Below are 25,587 nucleotides of genomic sequence, written 5' to 3'. Positions count from 1 at the left end.
TTATATAATTTTGGAAACGAGGTCGCGTTTGTCACAAAAAAAGCCCGGTGCCGTAATGGCACCGGGCTTTTTTTGTCTCAGAACGATTTGAGAAGCCGTTCCAGATAGTCCAGTTCGCTTTGCGGGCGCGTACGGTCCGACGCGCGGCGGCGGAGTTCGCGTTCGATGTCGCGGGCGCGGTCCCGGGCGCTTTTGTCGGGGATGTGGGCGTCCGAATCCTTGCCTTTGTCGCCTTCGCCGAGTTTGCGACCCAGCGGATCCTGATCCTTCTGGTCCTCATCGTCGCCATCTTCGTCGCCAGCCTGCGGCTGGTCACCGTCATCGCCCTGCTGGCCCTTTGCGCCATGCTGGGGGTTGCCGGAACCGCCTGCACCACCAGAGGGAATAAAGCTCAGGCTGCCTCCACCCTGTCCACCTTTGCCGGAACCGCCGGATTTCTGGTTCTGGCGCATCTGCTTTCCGGCTTCGGACAGGTCGGCCAAAACTTTCTGTTCGGCTGTCTGGGCGTCCGCGTCTTTACGGTCTGCAAGGGCTTCGCGGGCGCTCTGCATGTCCGTTTTTGCCTTGTCAAAGGCTGTGGCGGGCTTGCCGGTCAGATCCTTGACGCGATGGCTCAGGATATCGTTCACGCGCTGAAGGGCGCGTTGCAGGGCGTGATCCGCACGACGCCCGTCAGACTGGGCGGCGACCGTCGCCGGATCGACCGGGGCAGGCGGTTTGTCGGCAGGCCGATCCATTCCGGCAGGCGGCTGCATCCCAAGCTGGCGGAGCAGGTCCGCCGTGGACATCTGGCTGACATCGGGGGGATTGCCGTCATCCGGCAGGGCTGCGGCCTTGCGGGCAGCGGAAAGGCGGGACTGCGTATGGTCGAGCAGCGTGGTCTCGCGGTGGACAAGATCATGCAGGGCCGCGCGCTGCGCCTGTGCTTCGGCCTGCGCCTTCATCTGGGCGGCGAGCGCCTTGAGGTCCTCGGGGCGCGCCTGACGCATGCGCTCGGCCATGTCTTCCATCTGCTGGAGACGCCGCAGGGCTTCGTCGCCATGCCCCTGATTGGCCTCGGACTGGAGGCGGCGCATTTCGTCTGAGAACGGATCGGCCGAGCTGGTGCCGGATTGCGGCATCATGATGCCACTCTGGGCCGCACGCGAGAACAGGAGCTGCATCCGACGGTTCAGGGCATCCTTGAGAGCCTGTGTGCGGCGCTGGAGTTCTTCCTGCTCAGGGAGGGTATGACCCTTTTCCCCAAGCTCGCGCATATGGTCGAGCTGCTGCTGCACGTCCTGCTGGGCTGAGCGGACTTCAGCTGCGGCATCGGCGATTTCGGGGCCGTCACGGCGCAGATCGTCCAGATAGAGTGCGAGCGCCCAGAGGTCGCCGGGGACACGATCTGCGGCACCTGCAGGGGCGTCTTTGCGCAGGGACGCAATTTCCAGACCCAGCGCGGCAAGGATCGCGCGTTCGTCAGTTGTCTGCGTCAGGAGCGCAAGTTCGTCTGAAGCCTTGGAAGCGCGTTCCTGTCCAAGCATGAGGCGGCGGCGCAAAGCCACGAGGGCGCGGGCCAGCGGGTCGGTGAATTTGCGGGCGCCGATCTGGAATTTGACCAGATCGCTGCGGCTTTCGTGTCCCGAGACGCTTTTGGCATGCAAGCGGCCTTCGACATCCATTCCCGCAAAAGGATCGGAGGAGAGGTCGGGTGTGGCGACCCCTTTCGCATCTTTCGGATGTCCGTCGAGAGGAATCGGAACGCGCAGCACGCGACCGCGGGAGAGGCCGGGCAGATGGATTTCTGCTTCCAGCGACTCTACGCCGTAGGTTTGATGGATGTGCCAGGGCAGGCCCGTACGCCAGTCGTCTTTCTGCGGACCGGGTTTGCCGTCCCATGTGACGGTCGGGGGTAAGTCGGGCTCGACGGTCACATGCCATGCGCCGAGAGTGCGGCCACGAACGACGATGCGGATGGTTCCGGATTGCTGGAGCGTGCCGTGGCTGTTCCAGCTTCCGGCATCCAGACGGCTCTGTTCGGGCGAAGCGATGCCGGACAAAGTGGGTTTTCCGTGAGCACCGGTGATGGTGGCGTTCAGGATCGAACCCTGCGGCACATCAAGCGAGGTGCGGCCCGTTGAGGACAGGAAAATGGGTGCGCCGGGCGCGTAAGAGGGGCGGTCGATCCAGGCCTGAAGGGTCGGAAGCGGAACGCTGTCATCGTCCACGCCGGGGACCAGTCCGGCGTACAGACGCGACGGTGTGTGTGTGCTCGCCAGCAGCGCGGCACCGATCAGGGCCAGAGGGACGGCAACAAGCCCGATGCGGTCCTGCAGGCTGGTTTCGGGATGGGGCAGCCCGACGCGGAGCGTTCCGAGCGAGGCGGTGACGCGTTCGACATGGCGCGCCCAGATGGCGGACTGTTCGCCGTTTCCGGCAAAAGCCGGGCGGTCCGTCAGGCTGAGGAGCGGTTGGCGGGCGAGGCGGGAATCGTGCTCGATCCTGCGGTCTGCTGCCGGGATGCTGACCGGGGCGACACGCCGTACGCCGTTGACGGTCAACCATAGGGCCGCGCCGAGCACACCGATTTCGAGCAGCGCGTGCAACCAGTCGGGCAAAGACTGCGGGATACGCGCGAGGCTGGCCAGACCATAGAATGCCACCAGAAGGAGCGGCCAGCGCAGGGGCTCCCAGGCCCGTTCCCACCACAGGACGCGCTGGGCCTTGCGGCGCAGGGTTTTGAGATGGAGGGCCGGGTTTGGCTCAGCCATGGTCATTCCCGACTGCTGTCAGCCATTCAGGGACGGTTTCAGCTGCGATCAGTTCCGCAACGCTCTGACGCTGGCGGATGATGTCCCATTTCCCATTGTCGATCAGAACCTGCGCGGCGAATGGGCGGGAATTATAGGTGGAACTCATGACTGCCCCATAAGCGCCGGTGTCGAGCAGAGCGATCAGGTCTCCGCGTTTCGTGTCCGCAGGAAGGGCACGGTCGCGGGCGAAGATGTCGCTGCTTTCACAGACCGGACCGACGATATCCCAGAGTTTCGTTGGGCTGTTCAGGCTTGCGGGTGCGACCGGCATGATACCGTGCCAGGATTCGTACAGGGAAGGACGGGCGAGATCGTTCATGGCGGCGTTGAGCACGACGAAATCTGGATTGCCAGCTTTCGTTTCGATCACGCGGGTCAGAAGGATGCCGGTTGGTGCGGAAAGCCAGCGGCCGGGTTCGATGCTGAGGCGGACGCCAAGATTCCCCAGCGTCTCGGCAATAACGCCTGCGAGCATGTCAGACGAAGGAGCGATTTCGTCGCGATAGCGGATGCCGAGGCCCCCGCCGCAGTCTACAGCTTCAACGGTGTGACCGGCGGCGCGGATTTCGCGGATCATGTCGGCCAGTCGGGTATAGCCTTCGCGGAAAGGGCCAGCGGTCAGCATCTGGCTGCCAAGATGGACCGCAAGGCCGACAAGGCGGACGTTCTTCAGGCTGGCGGCTTCACCATACAGAGTCACGGCACGGCGGTGTTCGATGCCGAACTTGTCTCCGGCGCGACCCGTGGAAATCTTGTCATGGGTGTCGGCATCCACGTCCGGATTGACGCGCAGAGCTGCACGCGCGACGCGGCCACAGGCGCGAGCGATGTCGTCGAGGCGATACAGTTCCTCGACGCTCTCGACATTGACCTGTGCGATGTCGTGTTCAACTGCGGCCCGCAGTTCCGCATCGGATTTTCCAACGCCAGAGAAAACGATCCTCGAAGGCTGGATTCCCGCATGAAGTGCCCGCTGCATTTCGCCACCGCTGACGATATCCACGCCGTAACCGCACTGTCGCAGGATGGTCAGAGTCGCCTGATGGTCGTGCGATTTCATGGCGAAATGCATGCCGACCGACAGGTTTCGCGCCTCGAACGCGGCGCGCAAGGCTTTTGCCCGCTGTCGCAGCGTTTCTGCTCCCGTAATCCAACAAGGCGTGCCGACGGCCGCCGCGATGACGTGCAGGGGCACGCCTTCGAACAGGAGGCCGTCCCTTGCGTCCATCGTCAGGGAAGGGCGGGTGGCCAGCATGTCGTGGAAGGACGGGTCGGTGGCGGGATCGGAAGGAAGTGGTGCACTCATGGTAGGGATACCGTATCGCTCTTGGAAGCATGTTCCAAGCTGAACCCGCAGGGGATAGTATCACCCACATGATACAGGAACTGATCCGGGAGGCCCTTGAGGCCCGTTCGCATGCCTATGCACCCTATTCGCGCTTTCAGGTGGGCGCGGCTCTGTGGTGTGAGGGTGTTGTCCATTCCGGCTGCAATGTCGAAAATGCCGCCTATCCGCTGGGCACATGTGCTGAGGCTGGTGCGATCGCTTCCATGGTCCGCGCGGGCGGGCGGCGGATTGAGGAAATCGTGGTCGTGGGCGGCGATGCGCCGTGTACGCCGTGTGGCGGGTGTCGGCAGAAACTGCGGGAGTTCGGCCTGCCGGACCTGCAGGTGCATATGATTTCGCCCAAAGGGGACATTCTTCTGACCCGCACGCTCGCCGAACTACTGCCTGATGCGTTTGGCCCGGATCATCTGGGATGAAAGGCGCCGCTGCACTGCTGGTATTCTGGCTGTGCGGCGCAGGTGCGCTGGCGGCTCCGGACGTCGCGCTGCCGGGACTCGGACTGGACAGCCATCGCAGTGTGGTGGATGTGAATACGGCGCCCTGGAGAATTTTGGGGCGCGTTCAGACTTCACTGGGTGGCCGCTGTACGGGATTCGCCGTAGCACCGACCGTGATGGTTACGGCGGCACATTGTCTGTGGCTGCCTGCAACGCGGCGTTATATCCAGCCTGAGGATGTTCACGTCCTGATGGGATATATGCTCGGACATTACCGGCTTCATGCGCAGGTGACACACTTTGTTATTGCGCCCGGGTATGACCCCCAGAACGAGGGCGGCACGGCGTCCCAGGATCGTGCAACGCTGCTGCTGGACCGGAAGGTGATCGGGTCTGAAGAGCTTGTTCCTTATAGCGAGGCGCATACGGGCGCGGCCGCAATGCTGGTTGGATATCCGCAGGATCGGCAGGAGATGCCGTATGGAGATATTGCCTGTCATATCAATGGGTTGGCAGTGAATGGGTTAATCCATCACGACTGTTCGGCAACACGCGGAGACAGCGGCGGCCCCCTTCTGGCGCGCCAGCCTGACGGGCAGTGGGGAATTGTGGGCATTGATGTCCTGGCGACGCCGGGGCGGGGTGGGTTCGCCGCGCCATTGCCTCACTGATGTCTGTGAAAATTTTGCGGGTTGCATGACGTGAGCGCACGTCAGAAAAAATTCACTCATGCAAACATGAACCGTGTTGCCGCGTTGTTGAGAGGACGACACCATTATGGGTGTTGGAAGTTTTTTAATCCCGGAAAGTGATTGCCATGTATGTCATGTCCATGAAGGGAGCATCATCCAGCGTCGTTCCGCAGGGAAACACGCAGGGGGAAAGTAAAAAAGTCGACAGGAAGCATGTTCTGGTCGTTGAAGATCAGGCGCTTCTGCGATTCCTTGCTGCGGACATGCTGGAAGAAGCTGGTTACGAGACGTCGCTTGCGGCGGATGCAGACGAAGCACTGGCTGTTCTCGCGCGGCACCCTGATATCTGCACCATTTTTTCCGACGTAAATATGCCTGGCGATATGGATGGGGTGGATCTGGCTCACAGGATTCGCGAACAGCATCCTGAAATTGGGCTTGTTCTGACGTCAGGAACCCGGATTCAGGAACTCGGAGATCTGCCGGGCGGCACAATGTTTTTGGCCAAGCCCTATGAATGGGACGAGGTCTATCGCTGTCTCGAGCGCGTGCGCCACTGAGCTGTCAGTAAATTGTCGTAGAGGGAAGGCAATGTGGTGCACCCGAAAGGACTTGAACCTCTAACCCCCAGATTCGTAGTCTGGTGCTCTATCCAGTTGAGCTACGGGTGCGGACACATTGTATAAGTCTTCATCAGGAGAAGACTGGTGCACCCGAAAGGACTTGAACCTCTAACCCCCAGATTCGTAGTCTGGTGCTCTATCCAGTTGAGCTACGGGTGCGCTGTGAAGCGGGGTTTTACAGAGGCTTAACTGACCTGGCAACCCCGCTTTCGAAAAAATTTCAGTTTCGCGTCATGGTGATATGAGCGCGGCACGACGGTGAGCCGAAAATGCCGCCGATCGCCTGTCCAACGGGGTAGCCATTAAAAACGATGGCTGTGGGATGATGGTCCAGATCCGTCATGGCGAGTTCCGCATGATAATGCTGGTTACCCGGCGTGTAGGTACCGTGAAGAACCTGCGACCCGTCTGCCGGTGTGAACAGGATTTCCCGGCCTCTTATCCGCAGCGTCGAAGAGCGCGCGGTCGGACAGGTGCCCTGATCCGTGACAAGGGCACCTATCCAGGTTCCGGTCGGATCGTGGCCGGGATCGGGCGTGCCTGCGCAGGCGGTAAGCAGGGCCGTGGCGGAAATGGCGAAAAGTGCTGGCAGGCGCATGTTGTTCCTGTTCGATGTTGCAGAATGGATGACGCAGACGACACAACACCTTATAGGAGAGCCTCAAAAGGCACCATGAAACCGGAACGCGAGGCCATGACATTGACCCAGCAGGACGCCAGCACCGTCGAAAAGCTCGACGAAACTCTTCACGAAGACCGTATCCTCATTCTGGATTTCGGCAGTCAGGTGACGCAGCTTATTGCGCGCCGTGTCCGCGAGAGCGGCGTTTACTGCGAGATCTGGCCGTACACGGCGACAGAGGAAAAAATCCGCGCTTTCAATCCGCGTGGCATTATCCTGTCCGGCAGCCCGGCCAGCGTCCATGACGAAAATGCACCTCCGATTCCGGACGTGGTTTTTGCGCTGAACCGCCCCGTGCTGGGGATCTGCTACGGCCAGCAGGCGATGTGCCAGCAGCTGGGTGGCAAGGTCGAGAACCACGACCACCGCGAATTCGGTCGTGCGTATATTGATATTGCCGAAGACTGCTCGCTGTTCCGGGGTGTCTGGGCGCGCGGCAAGCGTGAGCAGGTCTGGATGAGCCACGGCGATCGTGTCACGCAGCTTCCGCCGGGCTTCCGTGCCGTTGCTCATTCTGAAGGTGCACCGTTCGCGATCATCGCGGATGAGGGGCGTCGTCTGTATGGCGTGCAGTTCCATCCGGAAGTCGTGCACACGCCGCATGGTGCAGCCCTGATCCGCAACTTCACGCATAATGTCGCAGGTTGCAGCGGAACCTGGACGATGGCGGGTTTCCGCGATCTGGAAATCGCGCGTATCCGCAAGCAGGTTGGTTCGGGTCGGGTAATCTGTGGTCTGTCAGGCGGCGTGGACAGCTCTGTTGCTGCCAAGCTGATCCATGATGCGATTGGCGATCAGCTAACCTGCATTTTCGTTGATCCGGGCATCATGCGGACGGGTGAGACGGACGAAGTCGTTAAGACATTCCGTGGCCGCTTCAATATCCGCCTCGTGCATCGTGACGCCTCCGAGCTGTTCCTCAAGGAATTGGCTGGCGTGACGGACCCGGAAAGGAAGCGCAAGACGATTGGCCGTCTGTTTATCGAGGTTTTCGAGGAAGAGGCCGCGAAGCTGGGGGGTGCACAATTCCTTGCACAGGGCACGCTGTATCCGGACGTGATCGAGAGCGTGAGCTTCTCGGGCGGGCCGTCCGTGACCATCAAGTCCCATCACAATGTCGGCGGTCTGCCGGACCGCATGAACATGGAACTGGTCGAGCCGCTGCGTGAGCTGTTCAAGGACGAGGTCCGGATGCTGGGCCGCGAGCTTGGGATTCCCGAGAGCATCGTCGGGCGGCATCCTTTCCCGGGCCCGGGACTGGCGATCCGTATTCCGGGGGATGTGACGAAGGAAAAGCTCGATCTGCTTCGCAAGGTGGACGTGATCTATCTTGAAGAAATCCGTCGTGCCGGACTTTACGATGCGATCTGGCAGGCTTTTGCGGTTCTGCTGCCGGTACGGACTGTTGGCGTGATGGGCGATGGTCGCACTTACGATCAGGCCTGCGCCCTGCGTGCCGTGACCAGCACGGATGGCATGACGGCGGAAGTCTATCCCTTCGACTTCGAGTTCCTTAATCGTGTAGCCGGTCGTATCGTCAACGAAGTCCGCGGTATCAACCGCGTAACCTACGACATCACGTCCAAGCCGCCCGGCACGATCGAGTGGGAATGATCCCGCGTCTGGCATAGGGTGGCATCAACCGGCATGAAAGTGCCTTAAAGCCCGCAGAAATGCGGGCTTTTTTGTTTTTTGACCCGGCATTGTCTGGCACTGATCGGTATCGCCAAGCAGCAACTTTTTATGGCATGATGCATGGCACTGATTGAGTCTGATGCCGTGATTTCGGTTGATACCATGTATGCTGTTAAGTGCTATTCATGGTATCAAAAACAGATAAATATTTGAATAAAAAGGATTTTATCCTGTTATTCTTATGGTTTCTGGTCATGGTATCGCCAAGTGGAGCGCCACGAACTGATGCTGACCGATACTAAACTGCGCAACCTGAAGCCCACCGATAAGCTCTACAAGGTGAACGACCGGGATGGGTTGTACGTCGCGGTGACGCCTGCGGGCAGCATCTCATTTCGATACAACTATGCGATCCACGGCAGGCAAGAGACGCTGACCTTTGGGCGATACGGCGTTGGGGGCATCACCCTCGCCGAAGCGCGTGAGCAGCTGGGAGAGGCTAAGAAGCTAATCGCGGCGGGTAAGTCTCCAGCCAAGGAGAAAGCGCGCGATAAGGCACGGGTCAAGGGGGTGGAGACATTTGGCGCGTGGGCCGAGAAGTGGCTGCGCGGATACCAGATGGCAGACTCCACCCGTGATATGCGCAAATCCGTTTACGAGCGGGAGCTCAAGCCCAAATTCGCCAGCCAGAAGCTCATCGAAATCACTCACGAGGACCTGCGAGCATTGACCGATGCTATCGTCGAGCGTGGTGCTCCGGCGACCGCTGTGCATGCCCGGGAGGTGATGTTTCAAGTTTACCGGTGGGCTATCGAACGAGGGCAGAAGGTCGAAAATCCGGCTGAACTGGTTCGTCCGACTAGCATAGCAAAATTTGAGCCAAGGGATCGTGCTCTGACGCCTGATGAGATCGGCCTGATGTATCATTACATTGAGCGCATCGGCACTACCCCGTCGATCCGGGCCGCAGCTAAGCTTCTTTTACTGACGATGGTTCGAAAGAGCGAGCTGACCAACGCAACGTGGAGCGAGGTCAGTTTTAGTCAAGCGCTTTGGACGATCCCTAAAGAGCGGATGAAGCGGCGTAATCCGCATTTAGTATTTCTGTCGCGACAGGCGCTCGATATTTTCATTGCCTTGAAGACGTTTTCCGGGGGCTCAAATTATATATTGCCGTCCCGCTACGACACCGATCAGCCGATGAGCAGCGCCACGCTCAATCAGGTGCTAACGTTGACCTATAGGCTTGCTCAGAAGGAGGGGCAATCGCTCGCGAAGTTTGGGCCACATGATCTACGCCGCACGGCGAGTACTCTTTTGCACGAAGCTGGTTATAATACTGATTGGATCGAGAAGTGCCTTGCCCATGAGCAGAAGGGCGTCAGGGCCGTCTACAATAAGGCCGAATATCGCGAGCAAAGAAGCACCATGCTGCAGGATTGGGCCAACATGATCGATGAGTGGGCCGTTCGCAAGTGCTAGCTTTCTTGTCTGCGCACCTTTTTTTGAGCGCGCTTTTTGACTGCTGCCGAAACAGCCTGGCGCGAAATACCCAGCTTTCGAGCTATTTCGGATTGGTTCAGCGTACCCTCGGATATTAAGTCGTGAATCATGCTCGCAGAAGATCGGATGGCTTGAACCTGCCTGTATGCTTCTCGTCGGACATACACTTGGTCTTCGATATCCCAGTGCGCGCGAGTGAGGTTGTTGATACAAAGGCTCCATATCTGCTCTATTAGGGCGCGATATTCCCAAATAAATCGCCTGTCCCTCTGATAAGCCCTTCGAGATTCTGTACTTCTTCGTGGGTTGTGATGCTCGCAATACAGTTTACTTGGCTTCGGTCCATTCGGGTCACTCCCAGATAACCGCGTGGGCCACGCAAGATCACCATGTCGGCTGTGTTCGCTCAACCTCATCTTGGGTTCGATGTGTTCTAGAAAGCCCTCGTAAGAATAATCCGCCCTCAGCTCAGTAGAATCACAATAGCGCATAAGCATTTTCCCCACCTCGTAAGGCCCATATTTTCCAGATAAGGCGAGGCGGTAGCGCTCTGCTACTTTAAGTGAGCGGGCTCTGGCGCTTTCGATCATCTTGTCGGTCAGAGGGACCAGCTTAGCGTTTCCTCGTTTTAGTTTTTTTACGACTACCGGGGAATTCGTTACCACAGAATATTCTGTCTGGTTTTCACAGAGTTCGCAGAAGTATGCGTCAAATGCATAAAACGATCCGCTTAGTTTCGCTTTCATGCGACCTGTTGGATCTGATTGAACAACCATGCGCTCAAGATGTGGATCGAAAGCAAGCTGTGTTTTGCGGCGTCGAGACATGATCTCAGCATACAGTCGATGTCAACCATATTCTATCTTTTTCCCGGCATCAGCGGGCATCGGCCGGTAGTGTCAAGCATAACGCTATGCTGACACAGGAATAACAGACGTGGGAATGACAAGCAGAGTTCTGATCGGGCGCAAAAAGCTTCATGAGATGATTCCTCTTGCTGAACGAACCATCTTCAATATGGAGCAGCGTGGCGAGTTCCCCCGCCGTATCGCGCTGACAAGTAGAAACGTGGCGTGGGATCTTGGTGAAGTTGAGGCGTGGATTGAGACGCGCAAGGCACAGGGGGCTCAGGCGCAGCGTCCTGGTATGCGCTTCTGATTCCAGAGCTTGTTTGCAACGCCTGTGTCTCTCATTCGCTGGGAACAACAGCATGCCGTCGGCAAGGCATCAAAATGTTTCCCAGCAGACCCCCGCCATCGGCAAGGCTTTTTCGTTGCAGACATTCTGGCCGCTGCACCAAAGGGTGACGCGGTTAGCATGGAGCATCCACTGTTTGCATTAAAAGCGGGTGATAGGCGTGTAAGAACCTATGAGCGTAACGGTCTCGTGGTGACCGTGAAGCCCGGTTCGGATGGTTGTGCGACCATACATGACAAGGATCTATGGATTTATTGCATCAGTCAGTTGGTGGAGGCCAAGAACCGTGGGCGCCCCATAACACCAACAGTGCGTTTTACGGCCTATGATTTTCTCCGTAGCACAAACCGCTCAACAGGGGGTGTAGGTTACCGCCGTATAGTCGGTATGCTGGCAAGGCTGAGAGGGACTGGCATCGAGACTAACATTGAGACGAACGGACAGCATGAGCGGCGTGGCTTTGGGTTGATCGATTCATGGCGGATCGTAGAAAAGTCGCCAACAGATGATCGTGTGATAGCCATCGAGGTGGATTTGCCACACTGGCTATTCCGTTCTGTTGCGACCATGCGGGTTCTCACCCTGTCGCGGGACTATTTCAAACTCCGCAAGCCGCTTGAGCGGCGCATATATGAGCTTGCTCGTAAACATTGTGGTCTTCAGCCAAAATGGCGCGTGTCTGTGACGGTCTTGTACGCAAAAAGCGGCAGTACTGCGACTTTGAGAGAGTTTCGACGGCAGGTAAAGGAATTGTCGGGTATCAACCTGCTACCTGATTATCAGATGTCGCTTGATATAGAGCATGACCACGTAACTTTCTTTGCCAAAAGAGGGGGGCGCTGAAACGCGGCTGTTCGCAATCTGTAGCTAAGAAACACTCGCACTCGCTTGCTCAGTAGCAGGGCGATATTGAGGAGCTGATCCTCCCGAAACATCCTGTTGATAAGTGGCGATAGCTTTGTGGAATGACACGTACCTTCACCCACGTTTTCCTGTGGATTAGCACGTACCTTTACCCACGCCCCGACACGTACTTTCACCCACATGAGTGGTATATAACATATTGAATATTATATGTTTTTCTAACCCTTAACACGCGCGCGCGTTTTAACTTAAATATATTCTTTTAACGTCTACGGGGCTCTTCCTGCTGGGGATATGTCTTCAGGGACGTTCTTTGTGCCCGGGGCGGTCGAGGGGCGAGAGTGTTTAAACGCTTTGCTCGTAGCGTTTAAACGGCATGCAATTCATTATTTCTCTGTGCCCTCCGCAGGGGACAGCCAGTGGGCAATGAGCTTACGATCAGGGCTCGGATGGAAGTTTATCGGCCTTGGGCTAAAAGCACGGCGTTTGGAAGATACCTCCGGGCTTTGTTTTTCAATGGCTGTGGAGGAGGCAGGCGGCAGCCCTCTTTTGGGCTGCTGTGAGGGCAGTCCCAAAATAAATTTCCTCACGTGCCGCGTGAACTGACTATAGCTCATCTGAAGGACATCGTGATGTTTTTGGAAGATATCTGACCTGTTGTAACCTTGCTCCATCTCTTCTGCGATGGCGGTTTTTAGGGTGAGAAACCTCACGCGAGCCATACCCTTCTTATTTGGCGTCATTGTAAATACTCCCATGGTATGCCTACCGCGTTAGAACGCGGATATGCGCTAATATAATCCAATATATGCAATTATATGCGAAAATCTTCCTGATCGTGAGACCGAGGGTGCGTTCGCATATAATTGCATATTGTTGCGTGATGTTTGAAAGCAAGATATGTTGCCCCCTATGGGGCAACGTGCTTAGTCGCCTTCGTCTCCACGCTAGAGAGGAGGGATTCGCCCGGTGAATGACGCCAAGAAAGGCCGGAACAAGCATGTAGGACCGCGCGCTGAGCGACCAATATGGGTGGGTGTGACTGACGCGGAGCGTCTGACCATTACCGAGACCGCGCGTGCTGTCCGCTTGCCTGTCTCGGCGCTGTTACGAAAGCTGGCGCTTGGCTATCAGCCGCCGAGCCTAATTGACCAAGAAACTCTGCTGACGATCATCAAGCTCCGAGGTGACTTTGGACGATTGGGCGGTCTTTTGAAGCTCTGGCTGGTTGAGGAGCCGGGTAGGGCTGTTTCGGATAACGAAGTCCGTGCAGCACTGGACATGATCCTAATGAAGCAATCGGAACTGACTGACCTTATCAGTCAGCTCTCGGAGATCATTCCGGCGAAGCCTTGATTGAGCCAGCCCGAAATTTTCTGTCGCAAGCGGAAATCGGCTGTTCATAAAACGGTCATTTTCTGGACAGGTTGAAAATGGACATTCCGGACTAGCCGAACGGCATCCGCTGGGTTAGCATTGCCGTCAAGTTTTCAATGTTCCGGTTTCGTCAATGAATCAGCGTATTGGATATGCGCGGGTCTCCACGGAAGACCAGCATCTGGATCTACAGCGCGACGCGCTTCAGCAGGCCGGGTGCGGTGTCATCTATGAAGAGGCCGCGAGCGGTAAGAGCGCCACACGCCCTGAGCTTGAGCAGTGCCGCAAGGCTCTCCGTAGCGGCGACACGCTCGTGGTGTGGCGCTTAGACAGGCTTGGTCGCAGTCTACCCGACTTGGTGCAGATTGTGGCCGATCTTGAACGCAGCGGCATCAGCTTCGAAAGCCTAACCGAGAAAATTGAGACCGGCAGTGCTGCTGGAAAGCTCGTTTTTCACGTGTTTGCTGCCCTAGCGGAGTTCGAGCGTAGCCTGATCCGCGAGCGCACCCATGCTGGCCTAGCCGCAGCGCGCGCTAGAGGCCGCTCCGGCGGCCGCAAACCCAAGCTTGGGGAGAAGCAGGTCCGCGAGATCAAGGCGCTCCTGCGCGACCCGGAAATCCAGGTTGCTGACGTGGCCCGACGTTACGGAGTTTCTCGGACCACGCTTTACAAGCACGTAGGCGTCGTTGCCCCGAGGCATGCATGACCTTTGCGAGACATAAACACTCGATCAAGAACCGAGGTGTACGATGAATTCGTTGAACTTCGGTTTCTTAGCGCCGCACAACAAACAACTAGTGACTCTTTGTGGTCTCGCGGAAAGCTATTTCCCTAGCGATCCCTCCACGGCGATCGTGAAGCTGCGACAGTTCGCAGAATTGATGGCCAAGCTGGTCGCTGCCCACCATGCGGTTTATCGTGATGAGCGTGAAACATTCGAAGAAACCCTGCGACGCCTGTCGTATGACCGACTAATACCGAAAGAAGCCGCTGATATTTTTCATGCCTTGCGGAAGGCCGGAAACAGCGCGGTGCATGAAGCAACGGGCGACCACTCTACCGCCCTTACGGCGTTGAAATTCGCTTGGTCACTCGGTATCTGGTTTCATAGGACTTATGGCCGTGCAGCCGACTTTCGGTCCGGTGCCTTTGTTCCGCCGCGCAAGCCCGTCGATGCGACGGTTGCGCTGCGCGAAGAGATCGAAAATCTTAGACAAAAAGTAGCGGAAACTGAAGGCGATGCGGCGCGCGCTCGACTTGAGGCTGACGAGCACGCTCACGCGCGTGAGGCAGTAGAAGAGAGGTTGACGCGCGAGGCTGAGGAGCGTTCCGCTTGGGAGAAGATCGCTCAGGACATCGATGCCGAGAAGGCAGAGGTCATTGCCAAGCTCGCTGCGCTCCAAGCCGAGGCGGAGGCCACCCCTCGCGCTGCAGCTGTTCAGTTGGTGGAGCGAGGCGAAAAGGCTGCGATAAAGATCGACCTCGACGAGGCGGAAACACGCGCGCTCATAGACCAGCAACTTCGCGACCGTGGATGGGAGGCGAACACCCGCGAGCTTCGATACGCTAATGGTGTTCGCCCAGCCAAAGGCCGCAATCTCGCTATCGCTGAATGGCCTACTGCAAATGGCCCGGCTGATTACGCCTTGTTTGTCGGAACCACCCTGGTCGGGGTCGTGGAAGCGAAACGCCGCCGAAAGAATGTTTCCGCTGCGATCGATCAGGCTGAGCGTTACTCGATCGGCATTAAGGATAGCGGCGATTTCAGTTATGCCTGTGGCCCTTGGGGTGAGCACAAAGTGCCATTTGCTTTCAGCGCGAATGGCAGATCTTATCTCAGGCAAATCGAGACAGAGAGCGGCATCTGGTTCCGCGACACCCGGCGAGCCGCGAACCATCGTCGCGCATTGGTTGACTGGCCTACGCCGGAAGGTCTGACCGGCCTGCTTGAAGTCGATCAAGATGCTGCTGATGCCGCGCTACAGGCGCAGCCGTTCGAATTCGGCTTTCCGCTTCGCCATTATCAGGAAAGCGCCATCCGGTCCGTGGAAGCCGCCCTGTCGGCTGAACAGCGGGCTGTTCTGGTCGCGATGGCAACCGGAACTGGAAAGACCAAGCTGGCCATCGCCATGCTGTACCGCTTGCTCTCAGTGAAGCGGTTCCGGCGCATATGCTTCGTGGTTGATCGCAGCGCCCTTGGCGATCAGACTGAGGGAGAGTTTTCGACAACCAAAGTCGTATCCGGCAAGACATTCGCGGAAATCTTTGGCCTAAAGGGGCTGGGAGACGTGACCCCGGATGTGGAAACCAAGGTCCACATCTGCACTATTCAGGGCTTGGTGAAGCGTGTGCTGTTCGCCGCCGATGCAGCATCCGTGCCGCCTGTAGACCAATATGACCTGATGGTCATCGACGAATGTCACCGGGGCTATCTGCTCGACCGGGAAATGTCGGATGCCGAACTGAGCTTTAGGGGGCAGGACGACTACATCTCCAAATATCGGCGCGTGCTGGACTATTTCGACGCGGTCAAGATCGGCCTGACGGCCACGCCTGCGCTTCACACTACCGATATTTTCGGCGATCCGGTCTTTACCTATTCCTATCGGGAGGCGGTGGTAGACGGCTTTCTAATCGACCACGAGCCGCCGATCCGCATCGAAACAGCGCTAGCGCGCGCGGGTATCAAATTCGAGAAGGATGAAGAGCTTGAACTGCTCAACACCCGGACCGGCGAAGTCGATCTGGCCCATGCACCGGACGAAATCCGTTTTGAAGTAGAGGCATTCAACCGCCAGGTTATCACCCCCAAGTTCAATAGTGTCGTGGCGGAGGAACTAGCGCGCCACATCGATCCAGCGCTACCCGGTAAAACGCTGATCTTCGCAGCCACGGATGCCCATGCGGATATGGTGGTCAGCGCGATCAAAACCGCATTTGCTGAGCACTATGGCGAGATTGACGACGCAGCCGTAAAAAAAATCACCGGTAGCGTGGACAAGGTGAAGCACTGGATTCGCTCGTTCCGCAACGATGCCAATCCGCAAATCGTTGTGACCGTCGACCTCCTTACCACTGGCATTGATGTGCCAAAAATCACCAACCTCGTGTTCCTGCGCCGGGTGAACAGTCGCATCCTGTATGAACAGATGATTGGCCGCGCCACACGTCAGTGTCCGGAAATAGGCAAAGAAGTCTTCCGGATTTTCGACGCCGTCGATCTCTATCCCCACCTCCAGAACATGACCGACATGAAGCCGGTCGTCGTTAACCCCTCGATAAGCTTTTCCCAGCTCGTCCACGAAATGACAGCAGCGCAGAACGATGAGCAGCGGGAGGTCATTCGCGAACAGCTCGCCGTGAAGCTGCGTCGTCGGATCAAAAAGCTGACCGATGATGCAAGACAGCAGTTTGAGGCCTCAGTGGGCGAAACGCCGGAGGCGATGCTGCAACGGGTCATGTCCGGTGATGCACCGGGCCTTGCCGCATGGCTGAAGGATCACGCTGCGATCGGCCCTATCCTCGATTGGCAGGCTGATGGCGATAATGTCGGTTATGTTCCGATTTCCAAGCACGCGGATCATATTGTTGAAGTGTCGCGCGGTTATGGCAGCGGCGCAAAGCCTGAGGATTTTCTGGATAGCTTCGCCGCCTTCGTGCGCGACAATATCAACACGATCGCAGCACTCAAAGTCGTCGTGCAACGACCTCGTGATCTGACCCGCGCCGATCTGAAGGCATTGCGCCTTGCCCTAGACGCCAAGGGCTTTTCCGACGCCAATCTGCGCCGTGCATGGGCGGATGCACGCAATGAGGAAATTGCCGCGTGTGTCATCGGCTTCGTCCGGCAGGCAGCCCTGGGCGATGCCCTGATCCCTTATGAAGACCGTGTGCGACACGCGATGCGCGCCATCATGGCGAGCCGTGCATGGACAGACCCACAGAAACGCTGGCTCAAGCGGATCGGCGAGCAGATCGAAAAAGAGATTGTGGTGGATCGTGTTGCCATCGACAAGGAGCCGTTTATCGCCGATGGCGGCTTCAATCGCCTTAATAAAGTGTTCGGCGGAGAGCTGGAAAGCATCCTCGCCGGGATTAACGAAGAGTTGTGGAAGAAGACCGCGTAAATGAGCACGACCACTGACATCGTCGCCAAGCTTTGGAGCCTGTGCAATGTCCTGCGCGACGATGGCATCACCTACAATGAATACGTGACAGAACTAACTTACCTTCTCTTCCTCAAGATGCTGGAAGAGACCGGGAAGGAAGAGCGTTTGCCGAAAGAGTGGCGGTGGAGCCTGCTTGCCAAACGCGAAGGCTTGGAACAGCTAAACTATTACAAGGCAATGCTGTTGAAACTCGGTCAGACGAACGATGCTCTGATCAAGGCCATTTTCCTCGACGCGCAGACCCGTCTACGCAAGCCGACAAACCTCAAAGCGCTGACCTCCAATATCGATCAACTCGATTGGTTCTCTGCGCGCGAAGAGGGGCTGGGCAACCTCTATGAAGGCCTGTTGGAAAAGAACGCAGCCGACAAGAAATCCGGCGCTGGACAATACTTTACGCCCCGCCCGCTGATCGACTGCATCGTGCGCCTGATGCAGCCGCAGCCGGGCGAAGTGATCCAGGACCCAGCCGGTGGAACGGCGGGTTTCCTCGTCGCCGCCGATCGCTACATCAAGGATCACACGGACGATCTCTACACACTGACGGAGCAACAGGCCTTCTTCCAGCGGCACAACGCTTTCTCTGGCGCGGAACTGGTACCGGATACTCACCGTCTGAGCATCATGAATTTGCTGCTTCATGGCATCGAAGGCGGGATGGAGAATATCGACACGCTGTCCCCCGATGGGGAGGCGCTGCCTAAGGCCAATCTGATCCTCACCAATCCGCCCTTCGGCACCAAGAAGGGCGGAGGACGTCCAACCCGTTCTGACTTCTCGATCACGGCGGATACGTCGAACAAGCAGCTTGCCTTCGTCGAGCATATCGTGCGCGCCTTGGCCCCCGGTGGCCGCGCCGCTGTGGTTATCCCCGATAACGTGCTGTTCGAGGATAATACCGGCCGCCGCCTGCGCACCTGGCTGATGGATCTGTGCGACCTGCACACCATCCTGCGCCTGCCGACCGGCATTTTCTACGCACAGGGCGTCAAGACGAATGTGCTGTTCTTCCAGCGTGCCAAAAGCGACAAGGGCAACACTAAGGCGGTTTGGGTTTATGACATGCGGGCGAACGCTCCGGCCTATGGCAAGACGCGACCGCTGACCGTTGCCGACTTTGCGGATTTTGAGAAGGCCTATGGCGCGGACGCCAATGGCGAAGCCAAGCGGAAAGATGGCGGGGAGGATAGCCGTTGGCGCAAGTTTGATCGTGCCGCCATTGCCGGTCGTAACGACAACCTCAACATAAGCTGGCTTCGAGATACCGAAGCAGAAGCGGAAGAGTCTCTGACCGAGCCAGAGGATATCGCGGCCGCCATCATCGGTCATTTGAAAGCGGCGCTGGAGGAAATCGAAACGCTCTCAGACGAACTTGAGTTGGACAGCGTCGAAGAAGCTTCTGCCGTGCCGGAGGCGGCGGAATGAGTGATTTACCGAGGGGGTGGATTAAAGCATCTGGAGATGATCTATTTTCGTCTGTCCGCGGCGTTACCTATAGTAAATCGGATTCTTCGCCAACGCCGGGAGATGGTTTGGTCCCCATTCTACGCGCCAATAATATTGTTGGTGGCGGCATCACTACCGATGATCTTGTCTTTGTGCCCGCTAAGTGCGTTTCGCCAGAGCAAAATTTGCAAGACGGTGATTTGCTAATTGCCTCGTCATCGGGGTCCCGGACGGTCGTTGGTAAAGCCGCTACAGCGAGGGACGATGACCGTATCTATGCCTTCGGCGCATTTTGCACAGTCGCCAGACCTCGCACCGGAGATCTGGGAAGATGGCTAGCCGCTTACTCTCGTTCACGTGCTTATCGACATTATGTGGAAAAAGTTGCTCTGGGCATCAGTATCAACAATTTGCGTGGGTCGGACCTAAAGGCGATTCCAATCCCTGTCGCACCACTCCCCGAACAGCGGCGGATCGTGACGAAGATCGACAGCCTCACCGGGAAATCTAGACGCGCCCGCGACCATCTCGACCACATCCCCCGCCTCGTCGAGAAATACAAACAGGCCATCCTCGCCGCCGCCTTCCGGGGCGATTTGACGCGGGAATTTAATGAGTCAAAGAGGCCAAACAAAGCTGAAGTCGATATATGTAAGAAAGCTTTATGTGCACGTATCAACATTCGGCCTTGGAAAAATTCAAACGAAATTTCCAAAGTGCACGAAGGTGCTCCAGAAAGATGGTTACGTTGCTATGTTGGAGATGTCGTCGCACATAGGAGCGGCGTTGCGTTCAAAAGCGGTGATTTTACTAAAACCGGCACACAAGTCGTTCGGCTAGGAAATCTTCATAATGGCATATTCGACCTAAACAGAAGTCCCGTTTTTCTTAAGAATGTCGATCAATACAAGGCGTTTGGTGGTGAGGCAGGCGATGTGCTTGTAGCGCAAACGGGCACTCGGTTTAAAAGGGATTACGGGCATTTTATTGTTCTCAAAGATGACCATCGAGGAATCTTAATAAACCAGCGAATCGCATGCCTAAGCCCGACTGAACTATTGAATCCCGATTTTCTAAAATTGTTTAGTCATTTAGGCGCGTTCAAAGATCATTTTTTTGGCCACGAAACTGGCGGAGTTAATCAAGGCAATGTTGGTCTCGCCGGGATCATGGATGCACCAATTGCACTTCCTAGTCGTCTAGAACAGGATGTAATTGTTAGCCGCTTACATGCGGCGTTTAGTTGGATTGACCGCCTTGCCTCCGACGCCAGAAGCTCACGCAAGTTAGTCGACTGCCTCGACCAATCGGTGTTGGCCAAGGCCTTCAGGGGCGAATTGGTGCCGCAAAATCTCGCTGACGAACCCGCGAGCGCCTTGCTCGATCGCATCCGGGCAGAACGTACCGCTGCACCAAAGACCAAGCGCGGCCGCAAGAAGATTACCTGACCCCATGGCCATTCCCGATTACCAGACATTGATGCTGCCGGTCCTGCGCCTCGCTTCTGCTGGCGAACAGCGCGTGGCCGATGCCGCCGAGCAGATTGCGGATGATCTCGGCCTCAGTCCCGATGAGCGCGAAGAAATGCTACCCAGCGGACGGCAACGCCTTTTGTACAACCGCATCCAATGGGCAAAATTCTATCTCTCCAAAGCGGGCCTCGTGGCGTCGCCCAAGCGGGGACGCTTCGTTGTGACCGATGCCGGACGGGCGCTGTTGGCAACCAATCCGATGCGCATCGGTGTGAACGAACTGAAGGACTATGAGGGCTTTCGCGAATTTTTCAGCGGTCAGAAATCTTCTGACGACGATGCCGCGCCTGTTACCATCGCCCCGACAGTCGAAACTGGCACGCCGGAGGAACAGATTGAGGCGGCCTATCAGGCCGTTCAATCGGCGCTCCGCGCGGACCTGCTGGAACGTATCGTCCAGAACACACCGGCCTTTTTCGAGCAACTGATCGTCGATCTGCTGATCGCCATGGGCTATGGCGGATCGCACAAGAACGCGGCCACCCAGCTCGGCCGTTCGGGCGACGGTGGTGTGGACGGTGTCATCAACGAGGACAGGCTGGGGCTGGACCGGGTCTACGTGCAAGCAAAGCGCTACTCTGAAACAACGGTCGGCCGTCCTGATGTGCAGGCCTTCGTTGGCAGCTTGGTCGGGCATGGTGCCACGAAGGGCGTGTTCGTCACGACCACTACCTTCAGCGGTCAGGCGCGGGATTACGTCAAGCACCTCGCCCAGCGGGTTATCCTGATCGACGGGGAACGGCTGACCGACCTGATGATCGAATATGGCGTCGGCGTCCGTATCAGTCGCACGATTGAGTTCAAGCGGCTCGACGAGGATTTTTTCTCCGAGGAGTAGCTCAGCGGTGCGCTACCGGATCAAGGTTGTAACGTGCCAACAAGTTTTTTTCTGGAAGGGGTATTTTTCATGGTATCGGTATCAATCATAAATCTAACTTACTGATTTTAATGTGAGAATTACTATAATTTACAATCGAGTGGGAATGATTCTACTTTGTTAGTGCCTGAAGCTTTTCAGGTCTGATGTGCTGAAAACCCCGCAGTGATGCGGGGTTTTTCTGTTGTGGCCACTATGGTTGCGACGGAAACGGAGTGTCGGACTTGCCCGACCCTGCGGAGGGTGACAGGGTGTATGTCTCTGAAAACAGGAGACTCTCAATGTCGATCCGGTTCATTTCTTCTTCGGCCCCTCTGCTTCTTGCTGCTCTGGCTGTGATGCCGCTGGGAATGGCTCCGCAGGCCATGGCGGCTGATTCTACTGAAAAGCCCTGTGAAACCGACCTATGCCGGAGTGTGCGTCAGTCCTGGGCCGCAGTTCGTCACGACACGTCCGATGCGGCGCAATGGACGAAAAAACAGAGCGTCAAAGGCTGGGACGCTACGAAAAATGGCGTTTCCGATGCGGCTCACTGGACTGGAAAGGAAAGCAAAAAGGGCTGGAAGGCGACCAAGAACGGTACGAAAGATGCGGTGCATGACACCAGCGTCTGGACGAAGAAGGCCGTCCACGATCTTGATCCGGGTCAGCCCGCCAAGTCTCCCGAGACGAAAAGTTCGGCAACAGGCGAGTAAGAGCACTCGCCTGACAGGCTGGATCTGTTGCCAGTCTCATAAAAAAGGCCTGCCCTGTGAGGGGCAGGCCTTTTCTAATTTACCGTGATGGCAGTCTTATTCTGCGTGATGATGGTGGCCGGTCAGTTCCGTGGTGAGCTGGGCGCGGGCCTCTCCATCCGGGAATTTTTCCGTGTGGAGGTTGATGTAGCTTCGTCCGGCCTGAACGTCCTTGACCTGATCAGGCGTGAGTTGGAGCGTACCGGTCATGCGGGTGGTGTAGGGACCGTTGATCGGAGCCAGAACGCCCGCATCTTCACCTGCATCTGCAGGGCCATGAAGATGGATGGCTGTGACGGGACCGGACAGGCCATTATCCTCGAAGCGGTAGGTCAGGGTGTTTTTTGTGGTATCCAGCATGGCGGACGCCGAACCCTTGATCGGGGTGGTGGCACCATGTTCGCCCTTGAAGGGGCCGAAAAGATGCAGGGTCTCGGCGGAAGCTGGCAGGGCGGTGACGGAGAGACCGAGGGCGAGTGTCGTCAGCAGAAGTCCGGTACGCATGGAAGTCCATCCTTACAGAATTGGGAACAACAGAACGTCTGCTCAGGTTTCGAGTTCGGTATTCCAGTACAGATAATCGCGCCAGCTTTCGTGAAGGTAATGGGGCGGGAAGGTCCGGCCATTTTCCTGAAGAAGGCGGCTGCTGGGCTGTACCGGCTTGCGGTGCGGGTGCATCCCGAGTTCGCTTGGCAGTTTTGAGCCCTTGAGCAGGTTGCAGGGGCTGCAGGCAGTGACGACATTTTCCCATGTCGTGCGGCCGCCGCGGGCACGGGGGATGACGTGATCGAAGGTCAGTTCGTGCGTGGGCAATCGGTCGTGGCAGTACTGACACGAAAAATTGTCCCGCAAAAAGACGTTGAAGCGCGTGAAGGCCGGTTTGCGGGCGGTGGGGATATAGTCCTTCAGGGCAATCACGCTGGGCAGGCGCATACTCTGGCTTGGGGAATGCACAACGGCATCTTCATATTCCGAAAGGACCGAGACGCGGTCGAGGAAGACGGCCTTGACCGCTTCCTGCCAGGACCAGAGCGAGAGCGGGAAATAGGACAGCGGACGGAAATCCGCGTTCAGGACAAGAGCCGGAAAATGCTGACCGCTGACGGACACCACACGCATCCTTTCTGCAAGGACGACACATGCGGGGTTACGGCGCCGAATGAAAACGGGACAAACAGCGGGAAAACACGTGTCGTCGGCTTCTTTGAAGAAACTATTCCAGTAAACTGCTCTGACCGCAAGCAAACGCTGGTGACACATTCATGACGTTTCCCGCCACAACACGATTTGCGCCGAGTCCTACGGGGTTTCTGCATCTGGGGCATGTGGTGTCAGGGCTGTATTCGCGGATCATGGCGGGTGAGAGCGGAAAGTTTCTGATCCGTATCGAAGATATTGATACGATGCGCTGTACGCCGGAACTGACGGCGGCGCTGCGTGAAGATCTGGACTGGCTTGGATTGGTCTCGGCTGTCCCAACCCGACAGCAGTCCAAACATTTGCCTGAGTATCAGGCCGTATTGGAGACTCTGCGGGAGCGGAGGCTGCTCTATCCGTGTTTCTGCACGCGACGGGAGATTGCCGAGGCTGCAACGCAGACCGCGCCGGATGGGAGTGTCGTCTATCCGGGAACCTGTCGGCATGGCGCGGTTCATGCAGGTCGGGAGCCGGTCTGGCGGCTCGATATGGGGCGGGCGCTTGAGGTATTACAGGACGTGCCGGGCTGGCAGGAGCTTGGACACGGGCGGATCGCGGGCCGGGCCGATGCGTTCGGCGACATCGTTCTGGCGCGTCGGGATACGGGCGTGTCGTATCATCTGTGCGTCACACATGACGATGCGTTGCAAGGCGTAACCACCGTAACGCGCGGGCGGGATTTGTATGAGGCTACATCAGTCCAGCGGGTGTTGCAGAATCTGATGGGTTGGGCGGAGCCGGTCTATGCCCATCATGCGCTGATTATCGGCCCGGATGGACAAAAACTGTCTAAACGGGATGGGGCAGAAGGCGTGAGAGTTCTGCGGCAGGAAGGGTGGACGGCCCGACAGGTTCTGGACCATCCACTCGTGCGGCAGGCTCTGGAGGCTAGTTTTATTCCGGCGGATAGACGCCCGGATAGGTGATGTCTTTCGCAGGGCCGGGGGCGTGCGGGGCGCCTTTCTTGCCGCAGGCGGTCAGGCTGAGAGCCATGACCGCCATGCTGACGAGCAGCAGTGTTTTCATGCGGATTCTCCGAGTTTTACGAGCCATGCCTGAGCCTGCTGCGTCACATTGGCTGGTGCGGTCCCGCCTTCGCTGGTGCGGGAGGCGAGGGATGCCTCGACGGTCAGGACATCAAAAACGCCCGCGTTGATTTGCGGTTCGACAGACTGCATGTCTTCGAGCGATAGATCCGCCAGATCGCAACCTTTCTGTTCCGCCATGCCGACCAGACGGCCGGTGACGTGATGGGCAGTGCGGAAAGGAACACGCAGTTCACGAACCAGCCAGTCGGCGAGGTCGGTGGCAGTGGAGAAGCCCATGCCCGCGACGTCGCGCATCCGGGGAGCGTTGGCTTTCAAATCGCGGATCATGCCGTCCATGGCGGCGAGGGAAAGCGTCATGGCCTCGGTTGCGTCGAAGACGGGTTCCTTGTCTTCCTGCGTGTCCTTGGCATAGGCAAGCGGCAGACCCTTCATGACCGTCAGCAGGCCCACGAAATCGCCCATGATGCGGCCGATCTTGGCGCGGACCAGTTCGGCGGCGTCGGGATTGCGCTTTTGCGGCATGATGGACGAGCCGGTCGTGAAGGCATCCGACAATGTGACGAAACCGAAGGGCGCGGAGGCCCACATCACGATTTCTTCCGCCAGACGGGACAGGTGCATGGCCTGAAGGGACAGGGCGGACAGGAATTCGAGCGCGAAGTCACGGTCCGAAACCGCATCAAGCGAATTGGCGGTCGGGCGGTCGAAATCCAGCGCCGCAGCCGTCATGCGGCGATCAATCGGGAAGGACGTACCGGCAAGGGCCGCCGAGCCAAGCGGGCATTCGTTCAGTCGCGCACGGGCGTCACGCAGGCGGCCACGATCGCGCGACAACATCTCGACATAGGCCAGAAGGTGATGGCCGAACGTGACCGGTTGGGCGACCTGAAGGTGGGTAAAGCCCGGCATCGGCGTTGCGGCATGTTCCAGCGCGCGGGTGGCGAGGGAGCGCATCAGGGCGGCGGTCTGGTCCTGAAGGCCGTCAATGGCATCGCGAACCCAGAGGCGGAAATCGGTGGCGACCTGATCGTTGCGCGAGCGCGCCGTGTGCAGGCGCTTGCCGGCCTCGCCGATGCGCTCGGACAGGCGTGCCTCGATGTTCATGTGGATGTCTTCGAGCGCCGGGGAGAACTCGAAGCGGCCTTCGCCGATTTCCTGCGCGATGTCGCCAAGGCCCTGCCGGATTTCGGCGAGTTCCGTCTCGGTCAACAGGCCGACCTTCTGGAGCATGGCAGCGTGTGCGAGAGAGCCGCGGATGTCCTGTCGCCACAGGATCTTGTCAAATCCGATGGAAGCGTTGATCTCACCCATGATGGCGGCCGGGCCCGAGGCAAAGCGGCCACCCCATTGCGGATTGGCGGCAGTGCCTTCAAAGGACGTGGCGGCATCTGATTGTGTGTCGACAGGAGCGTTTTTCATGATAACCGTAA

At 57.7% G+C, this 25,587-nt stretch carries 24 protein-coding genes and 2 tRNA genes; 15 read left to right on the top strand and 11 right to left on the bottom strand.

Annotated features, from left to right (window positions below):
* Nucleotides 1-77 precede the first annotated feature (77 nt).
* Both HKD21_RS08250 and lysA read right to left on the bottom strand, forming a co-directional pair.
* Nucleotides 78-2,753 carry a DUF4175 domain-containing protein gene (locus HKD21_RS08250; RefSeq protein WP_194255220.1) on the bottom strand — a complete coding sequence of 892 codons (2,676 nt, stop codon included), beginning with the start codon at nucleotides 2,751-2,753 and terminating at the stop codon, nucleotides 78-80.
* On the bottom strand, nucleotides 2,746-4,101 hold the full coding sequence (gene lysA / locus HKD21_RS08245) for a diaminopimelate decarboxylase (RefSeq protein ID WP_194255219.1): 1,356 nt from the start codon (nucleotides 4,099-4,101) through the stop codon (nucleotides 2,746-2,748). Before lysA ends, HKD21_RS08250 begins: the two co-directional genes overlap by 8 nt.
* Nucleotides 4,102-4,169: 68 nt before the next feature.
* Between lysA and HKD21_RS08240 the strand changes: the two genes are divergently transcribed.
* The 3 genes from HKD21_RS08240 to HKD21_RS08230 all read left to right on the top strand — a co-directional run bounded on the left by HKD21_RS08240 (nucleotide 4,170) and on the right by HKD21_RS08230 (nucleotide 5,832).
* On the top strand, nucleotides 4,170-4,559 hold the full coding sequence (locus HKD21_RS08240; RefSeq protein WP_194255218.1) for a cytidine deaminase: 390 nt from the start codon (nucleotides 4,170-4,172) through the stop codon (nucleotides 4,557-4,559).
* Nucleotides 4,556-5,251, top strand: a complete 696-nt coding sequence (locus HKD21_RS08235) for a trypsin-like serine peptidase (RefSeq protein ID WP_194255217.1) — start codon at nucleotides 4,556-4,558, stop codon at nucleotides 5,249-5,251. Before HKD21_RS08240 ends, HKD21_RS08235 begins: the two co-directional genes overlap by 4 nt.
* Before the next feature lie 146 nt (nucleotides 5,252-5,397).
* Nucleotides 5,398-5,832: a response regulator gene (locus HKD21_RS08230; RefSeq protein ID WP_194255216.1), complete on the top strand. Its 435-nt coding sequence runs from the start codon at nucleotides 5,398-5,400 to the stop codon at nucleotides 5,830-5,832.
* A 34-nt stretch (nucleotides 5,833-5,866) separates the two neighbouring features.
* Here HKD21_RS08230 and HKD21_RS08225 read toward each other — a convergent pair.
* The 3 genes from HKD21_RS08225 to HKD21_RS08215 form a co-directional block, all read right to left on the bottom strand.
* Nucleotides 5,867-5,943: transfer RNA gene (locus HKD21_RS08225), tRNA-Arg, on the bottom strand.
* Nucleotides 5,944-5,977: 34 nt separating this feature from the next.
* Nucleotides 5,978-6,054, bottom strand: a tRNA-Arg gene (locus tag HKD21_RS08220).
* Between the two features lie 61 nt (nucleotides 6,055-6,115).
* Complete coding sequence (locus HKD21_RS08215) at nucleotides 6,116-6,493, bottom strand: hypothetical protein (RefSeq protein ID WP_194255215.1); 378 nt, start codon at nucleotides 6,491-6,493, stop codon at nucleotides 6,116-6,118.
* A 96-nt stretch (nucleotides 6,494-6,589) separates the two neighbouring features.
* On the opposite strand from HKD21_RS08215, the gene guaA reads away from it, so the two are divergent.
* Together guaA and HKD21_RS08205 are read left to right on the top strand one after the other, a co-directional pair.
* Nucleotides 6,590-8,191: a glutamine-hydrolyzing GMP synthase gene (gene guaA / locus HKD21_RS08210; protein ID WP_194255214.1), complete on the top strand. Its 1,602-nt coding sequence runs from the start codon at nucleotides 6,590-6,592 to the stop codon at nucleotides 8,189-8,191.
* Nucleotides 8,192-8,497: 306 nt separating this feature from the next.
* Nucleotides 8,498-9,694: a tyrosine-type recombinase/integrase gene (locus tag HKD21_RS08205; RefSeq protein ID WP_194255213.1), complete on the top strand. Its 1,197-nt coding sequence runs from the start codon at nucleotides 8,498-8,500 to the stop codon at nucleotides 9,692-9,694.
* Here the strand turns inward: HKD21_RS08205 and HKD21_RS08200 are convergent.
* On the bottom strand, nucleotides 9,691-10,542 hold the full coding sequence (locus HKD21_RS08200) for a MarR family transcriptional regulator (RefSeq protein WP_194255212.1): 852 nt from the start codon (nucleotides 10,540-10,542) through the stop codon (nucleotides 9,691-9,693). The genes HKD21_RS08205 and HKD21_RS08200 overlap by 4 nt on opposite strands.
* Nucleotides 10,543-10,657: 115 nt before the next feature.
* Between HKD21_RS08200 and HKD21_RS08195 the strand changes: the two genes are divergently transcribed.
* Both HKD21_RS08195 and HKD21_RS08190 read left to right on the top strand, forming a co-directional pair.
* Entirely contained in the window at nucleotides 10,658-10,873 is a 216-nt protein-coding gene (locus HKD21_RS08195) for a helix-turn-helix transcriptional regulator (RefSeq protein WP_048843139.1), read from the top strand.
* 9 nt (nucleotides 10,874-10,882) lie between these two features.
* Nucleotides 10,883-11,755, top strand: coding sequence for a replication initiator protein A (locus tag HKD21_RS08190; protein ID WP_228121177.1), 873 nt, complete (start codon nucleotides 10,883-10,885; stop codon nucleotides 11,753-11,755).
* Between the two features lie 407 nt (nucleotides 11,756-12,162).
* Here the strand turns inward: HKD21_RS08190 and HKD21_RS08185 are convergent, their stop codons facing one another.
* On the bottom strand, nucleotides 12,163-12,519 hold the full coding sequence (locus HKD21_RS08185; protein ID WP_194255211.1) for a TraK family protein: 357 nt from the start codon (nucleotides 12,517-12,519) through the stop codon (nucleotides 12,163-12,165).
* Between the two features lie 226 nt (nucleotides 12,520-12,745).
* On the opposite strand from HKD21_RS08185, the gene HKD21_RS08180 reads away from it, so the two are divergent.
* The 7 genes from HKD21_RS08180 to HKD21_RS08150 all read left to right on the top strand — a co-directional run bounded on the left by HKD21_RS08180 (nucleotide 12,746) and on the right by HKD21_RS08150 (nucleotide 21,872).
* Nucleotides 12,746-13,132, top strand: coding sequence for a plasmid mobilization protein (locus HKD21_RS08180; protein WP_194255210.1), 387 nt, complete (start codon nucleotides 12,746-12,748; stop codon nucleotides 13,130-13,132).
* Nucleotides 13,133-13,286: 154 nt separating this feature from the next.
* Nucleotides 13,287-13,859: a recombinase family protein gene (locus HKD21_RS08175; protein ID WP_194255209.1), complete on the top strand. Its 573-nt coding sequence runs from the start codon at nucleotides 13,287-13,289 to the stop codon at nucleotides 13,857-13,859.
* A gap of 43 nt (nucleotides 13,860-13,902) precedes the next feature.
* Complete coding sequence (gene hsdR, locus HKD21_RS08170) at nucleotides 13,903-17,280, top strand: type I restriction-modification system endonuclease (RefSeq protein WP_194255208.1); 3,378 nt, start codon at nucleotides 13,903-13,905, stop codon at nucleotides 17,278-17,280.
* Complete coding sequence (locus tag HKD21_RS08165) at nucleotides 17,281-18,747, top strand: class I SAM-dependent DNA methyltransferase (RefSeq protein WP_194255207.1); 1,467 nt, start codon at nucleotides 17,281-17,283, stop codon at nucleotides 18,745-18,747.
* Nucleotides 18,744-20,216, top strand: a complete 1,473-nt coding sequence (locus HKD21_RS08160; protein ID WP_194255206.1) for a restriction endonuclease subunit S — start codon at nucleotides 18,744-18,746, stop codon at nucleotides 20,214-20,216. Before HKD21_RS08165 ends, HKD21_RS08160 begins: the two co-directional genes overlap by 4 nt.
* Nucleotides 20,217-20,220: 4 nt before the next feature.
* Entirely contained in the window at nucleotides 20,221-21,138 is a 918-nt protein-coding gene (locus HKD21_RS08155; protein WP_194255205.1) for a restriction endonuclease, read from the top strand.
* A 320-nt stretch (nucleotides 21,139-21,458) separates the two neighbouring features.
* Nucleotides 21,459-21,872: a hypothetical protein gene (locus HKD21_RS08150; protein ID WP_194255204.1), complete on the top strand. Its 414-nt coding sequence runs from the start codon at nucleotides 21,459-21,461 to the stop codon at nucleotides 21,870-21,872.
* A 96-nt stretch (nucleotides 21,873-21,968) separates the two neighbouring features.
* On the opposite strand, the gene HKD21_RS08145 is transcribed toward HKD21_RS08150, so the two are convergent.
* Together HKD21_RS08145 and HKD21_RS08140 are read right to left on the bottom strand one after the other, a co-directional pair.
* Nucleotides 21,969-22,415 (bottom strand): CHRD domain-containing protein, encoded by a 447-nt coding sequence (locus HKD21_RS08145; RefSeq protein WP_194255203.1) that lies wholly within the window; start codon nucleotides 22,413-22,415, stop codon nucleotides 21,969-21,971.
* Between the two features lie 42 nt (nucleotides 22,416-22,457).
* Entirely contained in the window at nucleotides 22,458-23,030 is a 573-nt protein-coding gene (locus tag HKD21_RS08140) for an HNH endonuclease (protein ID WP_034953612.1), read from the bottom strand.
* A gap of 143 nt (nucleotides 23,031-23,173) precedes the next feature.
* On the opposite strand from HKD21_RS08140, the gene gluQRS reads away from it, so the two are divergent.
* Nucleotides 23,174-24,034, top strand: coding sequence for a tRNA glutamyl-Q(34) synthetase GluQRS (gene gluQRS, locus HKD21_RS08135; protein WP_194255202.1), 861 nt, complete (start codon nucleotides 23,174-23,176; stop codon nucleotides 24,032-24,034).
* Here the strand turns inward: gluQRS and HKD21_RS14475 are convergent.
* Nucleotides 24,003-24,134: a hypothetical protein gene (locus tag HKD21_RS14475; protein WP_265588980.1), complete on the bottom strand. Its 132-nt coding sequence runs from the start codon at nucleotides 24,132-24,134 to the stop codon at nucleotides 24,003-24,005. The genes gluQRS and HKD21_RS14475 overlap by 32 nt on opposite strands.
* Nucleotides 24,131-25,576 (bottom strand): argininosuccinate lyase, encoded by a 1,446-nt coding sequence (gene argH, locus HKD21_RS08130; protein WP_194255201.1) that lies wholly within the window; start codon nucleotides 25,574-25,576, stop codon nucleotides 24,131-24,133. Before argH ends, HKD21_RS14475 begins: the two co-directional genes overlap by 4 nt.
* Nucleotides 25,577-25,587 lie beyond the last annotated feature (11 nt).

The organism is Gluconobacter cerevisiae (genome assembly GCF_015244675.1).
GTDB lineage: Bacteria > Pseudomonadota > Alphaproteobacteria > Acetobacterales > Acetobacteraceae > Gluconobacter > Gluconobacter cerevisiae.
The sequence above is the reverse complement of the archived record's forward strand: the minus strand, read 5'-3'. Positions and strand labels throughout refer to the sequence as shown.